This window comes from Butyribacter sp. (assembly GCF_056818865.1).
Genome location: NZ_DBLYGC010000004.1, coordinates 22,296 through 39,052 on the forward strand (window position 1 = coordinate 22,296; position 16,757 = coordinate 39,052).

A 16,757-nucleotide genomic window follows, 5' to 3' on the forward strand; every position below is an offset into this window, starting at 1 on the left:
TTCGTCTTTTTTGCCAGATATTTTTGAAAAAGACTGTCTTTGTTTTTTTATATACGTTCTTGAAAAGGCTGTCTTTGCCTTTTTTTAATACCAAATCGAAGATTTGGTATTTTATACACCTGTCTGATTTATAAGTTTGTCAAGCACTTCATTCATTACTGAAATCACTCTGTACTGCGCATTTAACAAATTCTGCGTAATTATAAGGTTCTGTCCTTCCTCATCCTCATCAACGCCCATTACCGAAAGTCTTCTGTTCTCAATCGCTTTTTGTATATTTTCAGAGTTTGTTGTTGCTGCCACTATCTTATTTGAATCTACTCCGACTGTTGCTGTCATTATCTGAAGGAAAGCTGTCGGTGTTCCCTGCTTAAATATATTCTGGTCATTCTGCAATGCTACAAGTTTATCAAGATTTCCCGACTCTGATATACCTGTCTTGTCCTGTGAATACTTAGCGGCTGCTATAAGTCTTCCATCCTTTACAACATCCTTATTTGCCTGAAAACGTGCTGCGGTGACATTATAATAAGAAGAATAAATATTACCATCCGTACTTTCTTTTGTTGATGAACTGAAAGTAAATACATTTTTAGAGTCATCCGGTACAAATATCGTTTCTGCTTCTTCCCCATTTTTATCTAAGAGTGTATATTTCTTTCCGCTTATACCATTTGCACTGACTGCTGTTTCAGATTTTCCTTTTATTGTATATTCATTGTTTGTAAGATATGATTCAAGGTCTGAGCCGGCTGCTGCCTTCGGAGCATCTGTTGTTCCTCCTGTAACTTTTCCTGAAAATACCTTGCTTCCATTCAAATAATAATATCCGTCTTTTGTGTTTCTGATAAGCTCAATCATGTTCATCTGCTTATCTGTCTGACTATCAAGTCCGACAAACAAATCTACACCTTTATTATTATCCATGTCATAACCGGCATTCTGAAGCTGGTTTACATTTGCTGAGAATGTTCTGATAAACTCATTTAACTGTGACATATAATAAGGTATTCCTCTAAAGTCTACCGAATCTCCTATCGATGCAGACTCGCTATTATCGAATGCTGTCTTTATGTTTTTCTTATCTGCTTCTTCCAGCGGTTCCGATAATGTAAATGTGTATGTATATGTTCCGTCAATTCCTACTGTTACTTCAAATGAATCATATTTATAATCTTTTCCGGCTATAGTAAGGCATGCATTCGCTTCCGGTATGCTTAATTTTGCTAAATCGCAGTTGTTTGCTCCGCTTACTGATTTTGCTGATAATGTGATTGTTGATTTGTTATTTTTTGTTCCTATACATGAACCATTACCATTGTTTGTAAGCTTTGCCGTAAAGTTTTCTCCGTTATTTCCGTCTCTGAGTTCAAACAATGCCTGAAGCTTTCCGCCGAGTACTGTATTTCTTATATTAAATGACTGTCCGTCACTCCATTTAAGTCCGTAAAGTCCCTGATTATCGCACTGATTATCCTTTGTCTTAGATGCTTCTACTGATATTGTTTTGTAATTGTAAGTATCTACAAGTATATTTCCGCCAAGTGCAACTATGTACTGATGAAGTCCGCTTCCTGTTTCAGGATTTTTTTCTGTCACTTCAACATCTGCAAGCTGTGACAACTCATCCAATATTCTCGCTCTCTGGTCACGAAGGTCATTTGCCTGGTTTCCATATACCTCAAGTGAGTTTATCTGCTTTGTAAGTGCTGCAAGCTGTTCTGCATACGCATTTATCTGTTTGACTGTTGAACTTATCTCAGTGTTTATGTCATTCTGGAGTGTCTGAAGATTTGTTGACATTTTTCTTGCATATTCTCCAAGTGCATCTGCATAACCTGCTGTTTCAGCTCTCTTTGTGGTGTCTGTCGAATCTGTTGTCATATTTATGAGTGATTTGAAGAATGAATCTAAAGATGTTGAAAGTCCACCGCTCTTTTCATCTTTTACATAAAGATAATCTTCAATACTGCTCATATAATATTTGGCTGTATCATAATATCCGAGTGTTGTTGTACTCTTTCTGTACTTATAATCATAATATGAATCTCTTGTATTTACTATTTCGGTAACTTCTACACCTGTTCCCTGCATTCCGAAAGATGTTTTAAGGGATAATGCTTTTTTAGCCTGCTGGTTTACTACCTGCTTTGAATATCCGGTTGTTTTTGTATTTGATATATTGTGTGCTGTTGTGTTGAGCACGGCATTATATGTATTCATTCCGGATACAGCTATATTTAGTCCAAAAAATGTTGATGCCATATTCTACCTCCAATGAATTTTTCGTTTTTATCCGAGTCTCTCTATCAAGTGTTCAAGCATCTGGTTTACTACGTTTATGTATCTTGATGCTGCATTGTATGCATGCTGATATGTCAGAAGACTTGTAAGCTCTTCATCTGTCGATACTCCTGACACCTGTTGTCTCTTACCCTCAACCTCCTGGGCAAGTTTTTCCTGATTATCTACTACAGTCTGCCATACTTTTCCCTTTGATCCGAAATTTCCTATCATCTCATTGTAATACTCATCATATGTGTATGATGTCTTAGTATTAGGGTCGAGTACCGCAAAATCTGACTTCCAGGCTGTAAGTATCTCTTTGTATATTTCCTGTGCATATGCTCCCGAATCACCGCCTGCTGAATTTGCTTTTATAGGTAAAAGTGAATAGTCAGCAAGTATATCCGGATTTATCTGAAGATTCGTGATTGTATACATTGAAGTCTTTTCAGTATAATCATCACCATGTTCAACATATGTATATTTGCCATCTGTACCTTTCTCTATGGTAACATTTTCTTCATTGTAGACATAAAGTGTAAATGTTCCGTCTCCATTGTCTTTTGCAAGTCCGATTTGATTTCCATCCTCATCTGTATAATTGTCTGCGTATACCTGACCGGTAAGTGTGATTTTTGTATATCTTGATGAACCTGTTCTTGTAAAAAGCTCTGTTCCTATTGTTTCATCATCATCTGCTCCCACAGGTGTGTTCTTCACATCAAGTATCTTATATTTCTTTGTCGCATCAAGCTTAAATGTAATATCGTTTCCGACTTCATCTTTCGTAGTTCCCTCCACAGCTGTGTTGAACTGTATTTTGCTGCTTCCGCTGTCATCCTTAACATTCGGGCAAAAGATGTCATTGAGCATAGTGACAACGCCATGTATAAGCAAATCAAATTGTGCTTCTGCCTGTGTGAGGATTGAATTTCCTGTAGTATTGTTGTAGAGTTCTACTTTATCCTTATATTTGCCGTAATCTTCATCATATAAATCCTGGTTGAAAGAGCCATCTGTTTTCTGATACTTCGTGTCATTTGGGTCAGGCTGCTGTGGTATATCACTATATACGGCGTTCTTCTTTCCTCTCGCCGTAAGTATACCGAGGAGCGAACCTGTATCTGTCTTTTTGGCTGTCGAATACGCTTCGTCTGTATTGTAAACCTCTCCAAATCCACTGTCTTCCCATACTACATTGTACATGCCTGTCTGTGTGGCACTTTCTGTTTTCATATGGAATGATTTTGTCTCAATAACAAGTGGTGCATCATCTATATATATCTGTACTTTTCCGTCTACATCTTCGTTGTATGTATAATATGTATAACCGGCAAGTTTATCCATAAGAAGATTTCTCTGGTCTCTGTAGTCATTTGCATTTTCTATTCCGGCTGCTTCCTTTTCAGCTATTACTTTGTTCAAATCTGCAATCTGATCTGCTATGCTGTTTATCTCTTTTACCTGCTTTGCAACCTCATTGTTTAGACCCGTCTGGTACTTAGTAATTGCATTGTAGGCATTTTTAGCCGTCTCTATAAACGACTCACACTGTGCTATAAAAAGCTGTCTGTTTACAACACTCTCAGGATTTGTTGAAAGGTTCTGGACTGCCTCCCATATGCTTTTCATCGAATTTCTGAATTCTACGCCTTCCGTTTCACCAAATATATCTTCTACTTCCTGCTCACATTCAACCTGTTTCTCATAAAAACTCTGTCTGCTGACCTGAAGTCTGTACTCTTTATCAAGGAACATGTCTCTTATCTGACGTACATCCGCCACATACGTTCCCATACCCACTTTCATAGTTGCATTGTTTGTAACTTTGAATGTCTGATAATACATATCTTTCTGAATGTTCTGCTGTCTCGTATATCCCGCCGTTTTTGTGTTGGCAAGGTTGTGCGAAGTCGTGTTAAGCCCCGCCGACGCAGCATTCAGACCTGAAACCCCATTTTGTAAACTTGTAAATAAGCTCATCTTTCTTCCTCCATATTTTATGAACTCTGTCAAATCACATATAAATGATGATGCCACAGATTGCTATCTGTTTTTGACTCTTGCATCACATAAATCAAAAAAAGAATGTACACCGTATAACCATAATCTTTCCTGACGCTTATGACTATACGCTATACATTCTTTGTTTAATGTATAACATATAATCACTGTTTTGCATCAAATCCGCCTCTGTCTGAATCTGTGTAACTCGTAGCGGCGTTACGATTATAATTGTTATTTCCCGGCGACATCCTTGTGCTTTTAATATAGTTCATATTGAACTCTATCATTCCTAGGGAATTTTCTATAAGTTCTTTATTTTGTTCATTTGCAACGACAAGCCTGTTCATAACTTTCTTCAATGAATCATGAAGCTGATTCAGTTTTTTTCTTTCCTCAGGCTGCTTGCACAGTATAGTTCCGAGTGTTGCCAAATCCAATTCCTTTGGATCTTTGTTTAAAACCACACTGATATTCTTTATAACCTTTTCTCTTTTCCTGTCAATGATACTCACCTTATCAACAAGAAGCTGCTCCTCGTCCGTTATCTTTTTGAGTTCTTCAAGGTCTTCTTTTATAAGCACCTTTGTCTTTCTCTCTGATATCGGCGCAAGCTGTTCATAAATATCTCTTTCCTCGCTCAATGTTTCGAGGAGTTCATCCATTAAACTAGCCAAATCTTTTTCCTCTTTTTTCACGCCCAGACATCTAATGCCCCCGGCTTATTTAAAAAATTGAATCAAAATATCTGCTTACCATCTTATCGGCAATCTCTGCTGCTGATACATTATAAGTACCACTCGCTACAGCTTCTTTAAGTTCAGCCACCTTTTCTTCTCTTATGTCAGATGATTCGCTGACTGCTGCTTTTGCCACCTGATAATCCTTTGCTGACTGTGATATTTCAAACTTATCTGCTGTATCGTTCTCTTTGCCTTTTGAAACCTTTTTAGGTTTGTTTGCCTGATACAACTGGCTTACCTGATTTAATGCATCAATTCTCATATAATCACCACCTGTTTAAATCTTATAAATGCTTTTTCATATTATTTATCGGTCTTTCGTAAAGAAAACTTTACCTGAAAACAGCTATAAAACAAAAAAGACACCGACAAATTTTATCGGTGTCTCTCTTTGTTTTTATGCAATTTGAACAATTTTTATCATTTACTATTTCTGGTACAATTAATAATTGATATAATTTTCGCTGTATTAGTATTTAACATCTTTAAGTATATCGCAGAAGTCAAATGTTGCAAAATAATCCTTAGGTGTCTCTGCTCTTCTTATCATCTGAACACTTCCGTCCTCTTTGAGAAGAAGCTCTGCTGACTTTAACTTGCCGTTGTAGTTGTAACCCATGGCAAATCCGTGTGCTCCTGTATCATGAATAAAGAGATAGTCTCCCATGTCAATCTTTGGAAGCATACGATCAATTGCAAATTTGTCATTGTTTTCACAAAGTGAACCTGTTACATCATATTTGTGGTCACACGGCTCATTTTCCTTGCCGAGTACGGTAATGTGATGATATGCTCCGTACATTGCCGGACGCATAAGGTTTACTGCACACGCATCCACTCCTATATACTCTTTATAGATATGTTTCTCATGAATTGCTTTTGTTACAAGTCCTCCGTATGGTGCAAGCATGAAACGTCCAAGTTCTGTAAATATCGCTACATCTCCCATTCCTGCCGGAACCATAATCTCATCGAACTTCTTGTGTACACCCTCACCGATAACTGCTATATCGTTCGGCTCTTTGTCCTCTGTATACGGAATTCCTACTCCGCCTGAGAGATTGATAAATTTAATCTCAACACCTGTCTTTTCTTTGAGCTCTACTGCAAGTTCAAAGAGGATGCCTGCAAGTGTAGGATAATATTCATTGCTTACTGTATTGCTTGCGAGGAATGAATGGATTCCAAAATATTTGGCTCCCATTGTTTTGAGTCTCTTAAACGCCTCTATCATCTGCTCTTTTGTCATACCGTATTTGGCATCTCCCGGGTTGTCCATAATGTCTGTTCCCATCTTGAATACTCCGCCCGGATTGTAACGGCAGCAGATTGTTTCTGGTATTCCTGCTACTTCATCAAGAAAATCTATATGTGTAATATCATCAAGATTTATATATGCACCGAGCTCTTTTGCTTTCTTATATTCAGCTGCCGGTGTAACATTTGAAGAGAACATGATATCATTATTGCTAAATCCACATGCCTCTGACATCATAAGCTCTGTAAGTGATGAGCAGTCCACTCCGCATCCTTCCTCCTGAAGAAGTTTAAGTATAAAAGGATTTGGTGTTGCCTTTACGGCAAAATACTCACGATAGCCTTTGTTCCATGAGAATGCTTTTTTAAGTCTGCGTGCATTTTCTCTAATTCCCTTCTCATCATATATATGAAAAGGTGTAGGATATGTCTTTGCAATTTCTTCAATCTGTTCTTTTGTTACAAATGGTGTCTTTTTCATGTTGTGTCGTCCTTTCTTAAAGCAGTCTCCCTGTAAATCAGACGATTCCGTTCGTGTCTGCTTTTGTATATTCAAGGTCATTTTTGTTTTAACCTGATACAATTTTTATTTTTTATAAAAGTTATACCTCACTTATGTTATCAAAAATAAAATAAGGTTTCAATACCCTAACCGGAGAAATATTTAAAACATATCACATAAACGCTCTTGACAGTACCACAAGATTTTAAATAAACCAACAGTTAATTTTCCTCACCCAAAAAAACTTACATCCTTATCTTAGTTTTTGTCGCTTTATCATTTCGCTTGCGTGTCTTTATCTTCTTAACCATAAATCTCTTTCCGTCGTGTTCAATTGTCTCCGTTTCTTTTGATACTGCTTCTGCACACCATGCATAATCCTCTGCTGCCATGGTTATTCCCTTTACTCCCTTGCTGGCTTTTTTGAGTTCATTTACCTGAGAGAGTGGAAAACGCAGTGATGCTTCTTTATGTGTTATGATGACCACACTGCTGTCTTCTGATATTGATTCTTCATCGGTGAGTGGGCGTACTTTTATGAGTTCATCCCCATCGTCAAGTTTTGTTGAATTTATCATTGAACGGTTTGTTTCAAATTCTACGCCTGATACAAGTTTCACAAGACCGTTTTTTGTCACAAACAAAAGCTGTGAATTAAATAAATCTTCAAATGCTATATATGTGAGTGCCTCATCGTCACCCAGTTTACACAGTGATTGTATAAGTACACCTTTATCTCTGTTTCTCCCTTTCGGTATCGCATTCATTTTTATTTGATGCATAAATCCGTTTCTGGTAAATACACATAACTTGTCTGTATTCCTTATCTGTATTTTATGTGTATATTCATTTAACGATTCTTCGGATATTCTCGAATAACTTGACTCGTCTACTGACTTGCAATAACCAAATCTGTCAATAAGCACATAAAGATTTTCTTCTTTTACTTCCTCGACATACTTTCCTGCATCAAGATTTGTAATCAGTGTGCGTCTTCCTCTGCCAAACTGTTTTTTATAATTTTTAAGTCTTGCCTTTATAACTTTGTGAAGTTCATTTATATTTCCAAGTATTCCATTGTACTCTTCTATATTTGCAAGCAGCGAATCGTTCTCCTGATGAAGTTTTAAAAGTTCCAGTCCTATCAATTTGCTGAGCGGCATTGCGAGTATCGCATCTGCCTGATTTTTTGTAAAATCAAGTTTTGCTGCCGCATTCTTAGACTTCTGCGACTTGAATTTAATATCCGTTGTCACTCCGTTTATGAGACAGTTCTTAGCCTGTTTTACCGAATCACTTCCTCGAAGTATTTCTATAATAAGATCAATTACATCTGTCGCTTTTATAAGTCCTGCTACTATCTCAAGTCTTGCTTTCGCTTTTTCCAAAAGATGCTCGTACTCTTTTGTGTAGAGTTCCTCCTGAAACTCCACAAATTCCTGTACAAGCCCTTTGAGTGTAAATGTAATCGGCTGCTTATCTTTTACGGCAAGCATATTTACGCCGTATGTATCTTCAAGTGATGTTTTTTGATAGAGTCCGTTCAAAAGATTTTCTGCGTTTCTGTCTTTTTTTACTTCTACTACTATTCTTATTCCTTCCTTTGACGATTCGTCACGCACATCATATATCTCATCAAACACTTTATCCTTTGATAATGATACAAGATTTTCAAGCAGTTTTGTTTTGTTTCCTGCTACTGTATATGGAATTTCCGTTACCACGATATTTTTTCTTCCGTTTGTGCCCGCTTCTATCTCTGCTTTTGCACGCAGCTTTATTTTTCCCTCACCTGTATCATAAATTTCAAACAAATCATCTGAATTTGTCACTGAAGCACCCGTCGGAAAATCAGGTCCCTTTATATATTTCATAAGTCCTTTTGTAGAAATCTCAGGATTATCCATATATGCAATAACTCCGTCTATCACTTCTCCCGGATTGTGCGGCGGCATATTTGTCGCCATTCCTACCGCAATTCCTGTTGTTCCGTTTATAAGGAGATTTGGAAGTGTTGCCGGAAGTACAAGCGGCTCCTTTTCACTCTCGTCAAAGTTTGGTCCAAATGGTACAAGCCCCTTATCAAGATTTTCAAGCATTGTCATTGCCGGTTTTGAAAGTCTTGCCTCTGTATAACGCATAGCTGCCGCACCGTCACCGTCTATTGAGCCAAAATTTCCATGTCCGTCAACAAGCGGCAGTGAAAGTGAATAATCTTCCGTCATATGCACAAGCGCATCATAGATGGAACTGTCACCGTGAGGATGATACTTACCCATAGTATCACCTACTATACGTGCACTTTTTCTGTGTGGTTTATCCGGTGCAAGTCCGAGTTCATCCATAGCATAAAGTATTCTTCTCTGAACAGGCTTTAATCCATCCCTTACATCAGGAAGTGCCCTTGCAATAATAACACTCATTGCATAATCTCTATATGAATTTCTCATTTCCTCGGAGAAATCAAGCTGTATAATCGATTGTTCCTTCGTTTTCATTCTAATCCCCATTTCTTATATATCCAGATTTGCATACTGTGCTTCTTCCATTATAAACTGGCGTCTCGGAGGCACATTACTGCTCATAAGTGTTGTCGTTACATCGTCTGCATCTACACCGTCACTTATGTTTATCTGTGCAAGCAGTCTGCTCTCTGGGTCAAGTGTCGTCTCCCAGAGCTGTGATGCGTCCATCTCGCCAAGACCTTTATAACGCTGTATGCTTATTATTTTATTGTTCTTATTTTTTCTAAACTTTTCAAGTTCAAAATCATTAAATACATACTCTGATTGTTTCTTTTTCGTTTTTTTGTCAAGTGCTTCATAATCTACTTTGTAAAGTGGCGGAAGTCCTCTGTATATTTTACCTGAATAAATAAGTTCCGGCATAAAACGATAGAAAAATGTGAGCAGCAATGTGCTTATGTGTGCCCCATCAACATCGGCATCGGTAAGAATGATAATCTTATCATATCTCAATTTACTTATATCAAATTCATCACCTATACCACATCCGAACGCAGCAATCATTGATTTTATCTCATTGTTCAATAAAATCTTTTCAAGTGATGCTTTCTCTACATTCAGTATTTTTCCCCTCAGCGGCAGAACAGCCTGTGTTTTTCTGTTTCTTGCTGTCTTTACTGTACCTCCGGCTGAATCTCCCTCGACTATATATACCTCACACTCTTCAGGATTTTTCGATGTACATGCCGCCAGTTTGCTCTTTGTATCTACATCATTTAACTGCTTTAATACCGTATTTCTTGCTTTGTCACTTGCCTTTCTTGCATTGTAGCTTTTCACTGAATTGTCAAGGATTGCCTGAAGCACATTGATATTTTTGTCAAGATAACGCTGTATCTCTGTTGTCACGACCTCATCTACTGCCGTTTTGGCATCGGTATTTCCAAGTTTTGTCTTTGTCTGACCCTCAAACTGCGGGTCTGGATGCTTTATTGAAATAATTGCAACAAGTCCGTTTCTTATATCTTTACCGTCAAAATTTTCATCTTTGTCTTTTAACACTCCGAGTTCTCTCGCATATTGATTCATAACTCTGGTAAGTGCCATCTTGAATCCTGTTACAAGTGTTCCTCCATCTACCACATTTATTCTGTTGCAGTATGGATTTATCTGCTCTGTAAAATTCGTCGTATATTGAAGGGCAACTTCCACTTCTATATCACCGCTTGATCCCTCAAAATAAATCGGCTCTTTATGAAGTACATGTGCATCTCTGTTTATGTAAGATACAAAGCTTTTTATACCATGTTCTTCAAGGTATGTCTGCTCTTCTCCGTCGTTTTCATTTTTAAATATAAGCTTAAGATTTTTATTAAGGTATGCTATCTCTTTAAGTTTTTTCTTTATAACTTCTGCTTTAAAATGTATTGTCTCAAATATCTCGGCATCCGGATAAAATGTAACTTTTGTTCCTGTCGCTGATTTTGCACATTTTCCTACCGGCTCAAGCGCGCCCTTTTTCAGCTCAACTACAGGATGACCTCCATCTCTGTACTCATCTCTGTATACAAATCCGCCTCTTTTTACTTCAACTATCATATGCGTTGAGAGTGCATTAACAACCGATGAACCTACACCGTGCAACCCTCCTGATACTTTGTATGCAGAATTTCCAAACTTTCCTCCTGCATGAAGTATCGTATAAACCACACGCACCGTCGATACTTTTTTTGTAGGATGTATATCTACGGGAACACCTCGTCCATTATCCTCTATACATATACCCCCGTCTCCTCGCATTGTAATATGTATCTCATCACAAAATCCGGCAAGATGTTCATCTATGCTATTGTCAAGTATTTCCCATATCAGATGATGAAGTCCCCTCGAACCTGTAGAACCTATATACATTCCCGGTCTTTTTCTTACCGCTTCAAGCCCCTCAAGTATCACTATCTCTTTTCCTGTATACTCGCTCATTATATCATGCAACCTCCTATAATTTTATACGAACAAATATTTGCCATTATAACAGAAATAAAAAAAAAATGCAAAAAAATCTGCGTGGCATGATTTATCCACACAGATTTTTTGAATCATATGTCAAAAGACTTTCTTTTATTCATCTGATTTTTCATCATCCTCTGATGCCTTTTCACTGTCATCTGATGTATCTTCACTTTCCATGTCAAGTGTCACATATTCCCTGTCACCTGCTTCATCATCATTTGACGGCTCAGCGTCTTCTGCTTCATCGTCATCTTCGTCTTCATCATCAAAATCATCATCGAAATCGTCATCAAATTCTTCATCGAAGTCATCAAAGTCCTCATCTCTCTTTAAAAGGTCGATTCCGCAGAATTTTTTAAGACAGTAAACAGCACCACATGCTGCTCCCGCAATCGCTGCCACACCCGCAGCAAATTTAAAAAGTTTCTTCATAGACAAACTTACCTCCTTCTATTCTATTTGAATTTGTTTATTATCTTGTTGTAAGTTTATGAGTAATATGGAATAAATATGGGTCCAAATCTTTTGACATTGAGAGTGCTTCCTGAATATCAAAATCAACAAATTCTCCCTCTTTATATCCTACAACTCTATTGCTCTTTCCCTCACATAAAAGTTCAACAGCCATAGTACCCATTGCTGATGCAAATACTCTGTCTTTACATGTAGGGTTTCCACCACGCTGAATATGTCCAAGAATTGTCGCTCTTGTCTCAACGCCTGTTGCTACCTCAATAATCTTAGCCATTTCTGCTGAGTTTCCAACTCCCTCGGCATTTACTATAATATGATTTTTCTTGCCGAGTTTTCTTCTGTCCTGAATTTTTGAAATAATTCTCTGAATATCTCCGTGATATTTCTCAGTAGTAAGAATATATTCTGCACCACTCGCAATACCGGTCCAAAGAGCAATGTGACCTGCTGTACGTCCCATAACCTCAACGACACTACAGCGCTCATGGGATTCAGATGTATCTCTAAGTTTGTCAATAGCTTCCATAGCTGTATTTATAGCTGTATCAAATCCTATAGTATACTCTGTACAGGCTATATCAAGGTCAATGGTTCCCGGTACTCCTATCGTGTTTATTCCCTGTTCCGAAAGTCTGCTCGCTCCGTTGAACGAACCGTCACCACCGATAACTACTATACCGTCAATACCATGCTTACGGCAGATTTCTGCTGCCTTCTGCTGATATTCTTTCTTTTTAAATTCAAGACATCTAGCAGTATAAAGGATTGTTCCTCCTGTCTGAATGATGTCTGATACAGAAAGATTGTTCATATCAATGATATCTTCCTCTAAAAGGCCTGCATATCCTCTTCTGATTCCTTTAACATTAAGTCCGTTTGAAATTCCTGTACGGACAACTGCTCTTATAGCAGCGTTCATTCCCGGTGCATCTCCACCGCTTGTCAGCACACCAATAGTCTTAACAGCATTACTCATAATGTCCTCCTTAAGTATCGTAAAATAAAAACGTTAGTATAAATTTTCCGAAACAATAAGTATAGTACAATAAGTATTTTTACATAAAATTTACTATGACTTATTCTCATTTATCCAATATAATTTTACGGCAAATTTGATTATTTTTCAATACTCTTTTCACGAATTGCAAGTGCCTCTTTCGGCATAAATTTAAAGTTTTCATCTCTAACCAGTCTTCTTGCATCTACACCTCTGCTTCTTGGAAGTCTTTTTATCTGTTTTTCCTTTGCGGCATAGATACATACCATATCTTTTCCGTCATACGGAAGCAGATTTTTATATAATTCCTGCTCTTTTGAAGCAAACTCATCCAAATCCTCAAATCGTATCCACAATTCACACGGTATCATGTCGAAAGGTATTATATCCTGGCATATAAGTTTTGCCGCACCGTTCTCGCTGTTTTGTGCCCTTCCCTTTACAAATACTTTTGCATCATCCTCAAGAAGCGGTTTAAGTCTCTCATAATCTCTAGGAAAAATTGTGACTTCAACTGTTCCATAAAGGTCCTCAATCTGAATATATGCCATAAGTTTATTTGTTTTTTTTGTGACTTTCACTTTCTTATCCGAAAGCATGCCACCGATAACAACACTTTCTCCGTCTGCGACTTTTGCCGATGAATTATCCTCGTCTTCCGATACCATAAAATCGAGTGATGACCTTGTGCAGTTTTTATCCATCAGCTCCGTATAATCGTTTAAAGGATGTCCACTTATATATATACCCAGAACTTCCTTTTCAAATCCAAGAAGTTCCTCTTTGCCAAATTCTTCAATGTCCGGATATTTTATCTCATTTGCCTTGTCGAGTTCTTCATCGCCCATATCAAAGAGTGACATCTGTCCTGCGATTGCATCTTTTTTCTCTCTGTTTACACTGTCAAGCATCGAGTCGTACACCATCATTTTCTGACGGCGGTTTCCCGGCATCGAATCAAGTGCTCCTGCTTTTATAAAATTCTCTATTGTATGTCTGTTTATTTCTTTTGATGTAAGACGTTTCATGAAATCATACATGGATTCAAATTTTCCTCCACGTTTTCTTTCGGCTACTATAGCCTCGATAACCGGTTCGCCTACACCTTTTATTGCCGACATTCCAAATCGTATTGCGCCACCTGCCACATGAAATCTGCTGTATCCCTCATTTACATCAGGTGGAAGAATGTCTATACCAAGGCTTTTGCTGCTCATAATGTATGATATGACTTTTGTCGTATTGTCTTTTACGGACGTGAGAAGTGCCGCCATAAATTCAACGGGATAATAACATTTTAAGTATGCTGTCTGATAAGATACTACCGCATACGCCGCCGCATGTGATTTGTTGAAAGCATATTTTGCAAAATCAATCATCTCATCATAGATTTTATTTGCAACAGCTTCATCTATTCCGTTTGCTACGCATCCCTTTACTCCCTCAGCTTCATTTCCATAAACAAAGTTTTTACGCTCTGCCTCCATGACTTTTGTTTTCTTTTTAGCCATGGCACGGCGTACAAGGTCACTTCGTCCAAAACTGTATCCGGCAAGGTTTCTTACTATCTGCATTACCTGCTCCTGATATACAATACAGCCATATGTAGGTGCAAGTATCGGTTCAAGCTGCGGGCAGTCGTAAACTATACTGTCTCTGTTGTTCTTTCCTGCTATATATTTGGGAATAAAGTCCATAGGTCCCGGACGGTAGAGTGAAATTCCGGCAATAACATCTTCCATGTTCTGAGGCTTTAATTCTTTCATGAACTGTCTCATGCCGGGACTTTCAAGCTGAAATACCCCCTCTGTCTTTCCTGTTCCTATCATTTCAAACACTTTTTTATCGTCATAATCAATATCCATCATGGTATCATCGGCAAGCCCTGCCATGTGTGCCGCATTCTGTATAACGGTAAGTGTTCTAAGTCCAAGGAAATCCATCTTTAACAGACCAAGTTCCTCAAGTGTTGTCATCGTGTACTGCGTTGTTATCGTTCCGTCAGAAGCTCTCGAAAGCGGCACATATTCATCTACCGCCTCAGGGCTTATCAAAACCCCTGCCGCATGCATTGATGTATGACGTGGAAGTCCTTCGAGACGCATTGACATATCAATAAGATTTTCCGCCTGCTCATCACTGTCATAAAGTGCTTTTAATTCAGGATTTTCCTTCAATGCCTTTTCTATTGTAATTCCAAGTTCCATAGGAATCGCTTTTGCAACCATATCCACAAAACTGAGTGGCAGATCAAGTGCTCTTCCGACATCTCTTATTGCATTTCTTGCTGCCATAGTTCCGAATGTTACAATCTGAACCACATGATTTCTTCCATATTTATCCATTACATATTTTATGACCTCAGGACGTCTTTCATAACAGAAATCTATATCTATATCAGGCATTGTCACTCGTTCAGGGTTCAAAAATCTTTCAAAGAGAAGGTCATACCTTAACGGGTCTATATTTGTAATCCCAAGCGTATACGACACAACACTTCCGGCTGCTGAACCTCGTCCCGGTCCGACGCTTATGCCATTGTCCCTCGCATATTTAATAAAGTCCCATACAATAAGGAAATAATCAACAAATCCCATGGTATGAATTGTCTCAAGCTCATATTCAAGCCTTTCCTTAAGTGACTTGTCAGGCTTGCCATATCTTCTTATAAGTCCCTCATTACAAAGCTTGTTCAGATATTCCCATGCCGTATATCCGTCAGGCACATCATAATGCGGCAGTTTATAGTTGCCAAACTCAATCTCAACATGACATCTGTCTGCAACTTTTTCCGTATTTTCCAATGCTTCCAGTGCATACGGAAAAAGACTTTTCATCTCATCTTCCGATTTGAGGTAATACTGACCCCCGTCATATCTCATTCTGTCCTCATCGGTAACTTTTTTCTGTGTCTGGATACAAAGCAAAATATCGTGTGCCTTGGCATCATCAGCCATTATGTAATGTACATCGTTTGTCGCAACAAGTTCAATTCCAGTCTCCTGGCTCATTCTGAGCAGTCCCTGATTTACAGTTGTCTGGTCTGATATTCCGTGATCCTGAAGTTCAAGAAAAAAATTATTTTCTCCGAATATATCTCTCAGTCTTAGAGCTTCTTTTTTTGCTTCGTCATAAAATCCCTGTCTGAGATTCGTTGCCACAATTCCGGCAAGACATGCACTAAGCGCAATAATTCCTTCATGAAACTGCTCAAGTACTTCATAATCTACTCTCGGTTTGTAGTAAAAGCCTTCCGTAAATCCTCTTGAAACAATCTTCATAAGATTTGCGTAACCCTTATCATTTTCCGCAAGCAGAACAAGATGGTTATATCTTCCTTCACCCTTTTCATTTTTCTTATCAAACCTTGACCCCGGTGCCACATACACTTCACAGCCTATTACAGGATTTATATCCGCCGCCTTACATGCTCTATAAAAGTCTATGACACCGTACATATTTCCATGGTCTGTAATCGCAAGATTTTTCATTCCAAGTTCTTTTGCTCTGTTTACAATCTCATTTATCTTGCATGAACCGTCCAACAAAGAATACTGTGTATGGACATGAAGATGTGTAAAACTCATATACACCGGCCTCCTCTTCTTTAAATGCAGCTACATAATAACGAAACTGTTATAATTTATAATTAAATAGTTTTTCAAAAAACAAAAAGCAGACTGCATCATATAATGTAACCGTCTGCTTTCATTTTTTATTTCAGGCAATATCTATCTATGCATTGGCTGTGCTTAAATACTTTACAATATCATCCATAGCTGTCTGTTCGTCATCTCCATTTGCTGAAACTACAACTTCCTCACCTGCTGTAAGTCCAAGTGTCATCATACCCATGATACTTTTTGCGTTTACTTTTCTGTCATCACACTCAACATAGATGCTGCTGTTGTACTGGCTTGCAACCTGAACTAATACTGCTACAGGTCTTGCCTCCAACCCATTCTGAAGCTGAATTTGAATTTTTTTTGTAATCATGTTGTTCCTCCTTTTGTCAGACA

At 38.1% G+C, this 16,757-nt stretch carries 11 protein-coding genes; all 11 read right to left on the minus strand.

The window, feature by feature from the left end; all coding sequences use genetic code 11:
• Positions 1–111 precede the first annotated feature (111 nt).
• Positions 112–2,265, minus strand: a complete 2,154-nt coding sequence (gene flgK, locus ACZLXV_RS02745) for a flagellar hook-associated protein FlgK (RefSeq protein WP_482382429.1) — start codon at positions 2,263–2,265, stop codon at positions 112–114.
• Between the two features lie 27 nt (positions 2,266–2,292).
• A complete protein-coding gene (flgK, locus tag ACZLXV_RS02750; protein ID WP_482382430.1) occupies positions 2,293–4,269 on the minus strand; it encodes a flagellar hook-associated protein FlgK in 1,977 nt (658 codons plus the stop codon).
• 185 nt (positions 4,270–4,454) lie between these two features.
• Positions 4,455–4,967: a flagellar protein FlgN gene (locus tag ACZLXV_RS02755; RefSeq protein ID WP_482382431.1), complete on the minus strand. Its 513-nt coding sequence runs from the start codon at positions 4,965–4,967 to the stop codon at positions 4,455–4,457.
• A 49-nt stretch (positions 4,968–5,016) separates the two neighbouring features.
• Entirely contained in the window at positions 5,017–5,295 is a 279-nt protein-coding gene (gene flgM / locus ACZLXV_RS02760) for a flagellar biosynthesis anti-sigma factor FlgM (protein ID WP_367336161.1), read from the minus strand.
• Positions 5,296–5,502: 207 nt separating this feature from the next.
• On the minus strand, positions 5,503–6,771 hold the full coding sequence (locus ACZLXV_RS02765; protein ID WP_482382432.1) for a diaminopimelate decarboxylase: 1,269 nt from the start codon (positions 6,769–6,771) through the stop codon (positions 5,503–5,505).
• Between the two features lie 266 nt (positions 6,772–7,037).
• Positions 7,038–9,290 carry a DNA gyrase/topoisomerase IV subunit A gene (locus tag ACZLXV_RS02770; RefSeq protein WP_482382433.1) on the minus strand — a complete coding sequence of 751 codons (2,253 nt, stop codon included), beginning with the start codon at positions 9,288–9,290 and terminating at the stop codon, positions 7,038–7,040.
• A 15-nt stretch (positions 9,291–9,305) separates the two neighbouring features.
• On the minus strand, positions 9,306–11,237 hold the full coding sequence (locus tag ACZLXV_RS02775) for a DNA gyrase/topoisomerase IV subunit B (RefSeq protein WP_482382434.1): 1,932 nt from the start codon (positions 11,235–11,237) through the stop codon (positions 9,306–9,308).
• Positions 11,238–11,375: 138 nt separating this feature from the next.
• Complete coding sequence (locus ACZLXV_RS02780; RefSeq protein WP_022225281.1) at positions 11,376–11,699, minus strand: hypothetical protein; 324 nt, start codon at positions 11,697–11,699, stop codon at positions 11,376–11,378.
• Positions 11,700–11,739: 40 nt separating this feature from the next.
• Complete coding sequence (gene pfkA, locus ACZLXV_RS02785; protein ID WP_022225280.1) at positions 11,740–12,717, minus strand: 6-phosphofructokinase; 978 nt, start codon at positions 12,715–12,717, stop codon at positions 11,740–11,742.
• Positions 12,718–12,857: 140 nt separating this feature from the next.
• Complete coding sequence (locus tag ACZLXV_RS02790) at positions 12,858–16,325, minus strand: DNA polymerase III subunit alpha (RefSeq protein ID WP_482382435.1); 3,468 nt, start codon at positions 16,323–16,325, stop codon at positions 12,858–12,860.
• 148 nt (positions 16,326–16,473) lie between these two features.
• Positions 16,474–16,734, minus strand: a complete 261-nt coding sequence (locus tag ACZLXV_RS02795; protein ID WP_022015187.1) for an HPr family phosphocarrier protein — start codon at positions 16,732–16,734, stop codon at positions 16,474–16,476.
• Between the last annotated feature and the right edge of the window lie 23 nt (positions 16,735–16,757).

Bases quoted from the DNA above. Each gene is read 5' to 3' on its own strand.
- ACZLXV_RS02780 (WP_022225281.1), bottom strand. From the start codon at position 11,699: ATGAAGAAACTTTTTAAATTTGCTGCGGGTGTGGCAGCGATTGCGGGA.
- ACZLXV_RS02790 (WP_482382435.1), bottom strand. From the start codon at position 16,325: ATGAGTTTTACACATCTTCATGTCCATACACAGTATTCTTTGTTGGAC.
- flgM (WP_367336161.1), bottom strand. From the start codon at position 5,295: ATGAGAATTGATGCATTAAATCAGGTAAGCCAGTTGTATCAGGCAAAC.
- ACZLXV_RS02775 (WP_482382434.1), bottom strand. From the start codon at position 11,237: ATGAGCGAGTATACAGGAAAAGAGATAGTGATACTTGAGGGGCTTGAA.
- flgK (WP_482382430.1), bottom strand. From the start codon at position 4,269: ATGAGCTTATTTACAAGTTTACAAAATGGGGTTTCAGGTCTGAATGCT.
- pfkA (WP_022225280.1), bottom strand. From the start codon at position 12,717: ATGAGTAATGCTGTTAAGACTATTGGTGTGCTGACAAGCGGTGGAGAT.
- flgK (WP_482382429.1), bottom strand. From the start codon at position 2,265: ATGGCATCAACATTTTTTGGACTAAATATAGCTGTATCCGGAATGAAT.
- ACZLXV_RS02765 (WP_482382432.1), bottom strand. From the start codon at position 6,771: ATGAAAAAGACACCATTTGTAACAAAAGAACAGATTGAAGAAATTGCA.
- ACZLXV_RS02770 (WP_482382433.1), bottom strand. From the start codon at position 9,290: ATGAAAACGAAGGAACAATCGATTATACAGCTTGATTTCTCCGAGGAA.
- ACZLXV_RS02795 (WP_022015187.1), bottom strand. From the start codon at position 16,734: ATGATTACAAAAAAAATTCAAATTCAGCTTCAGAATGGGTTGGAGGCA.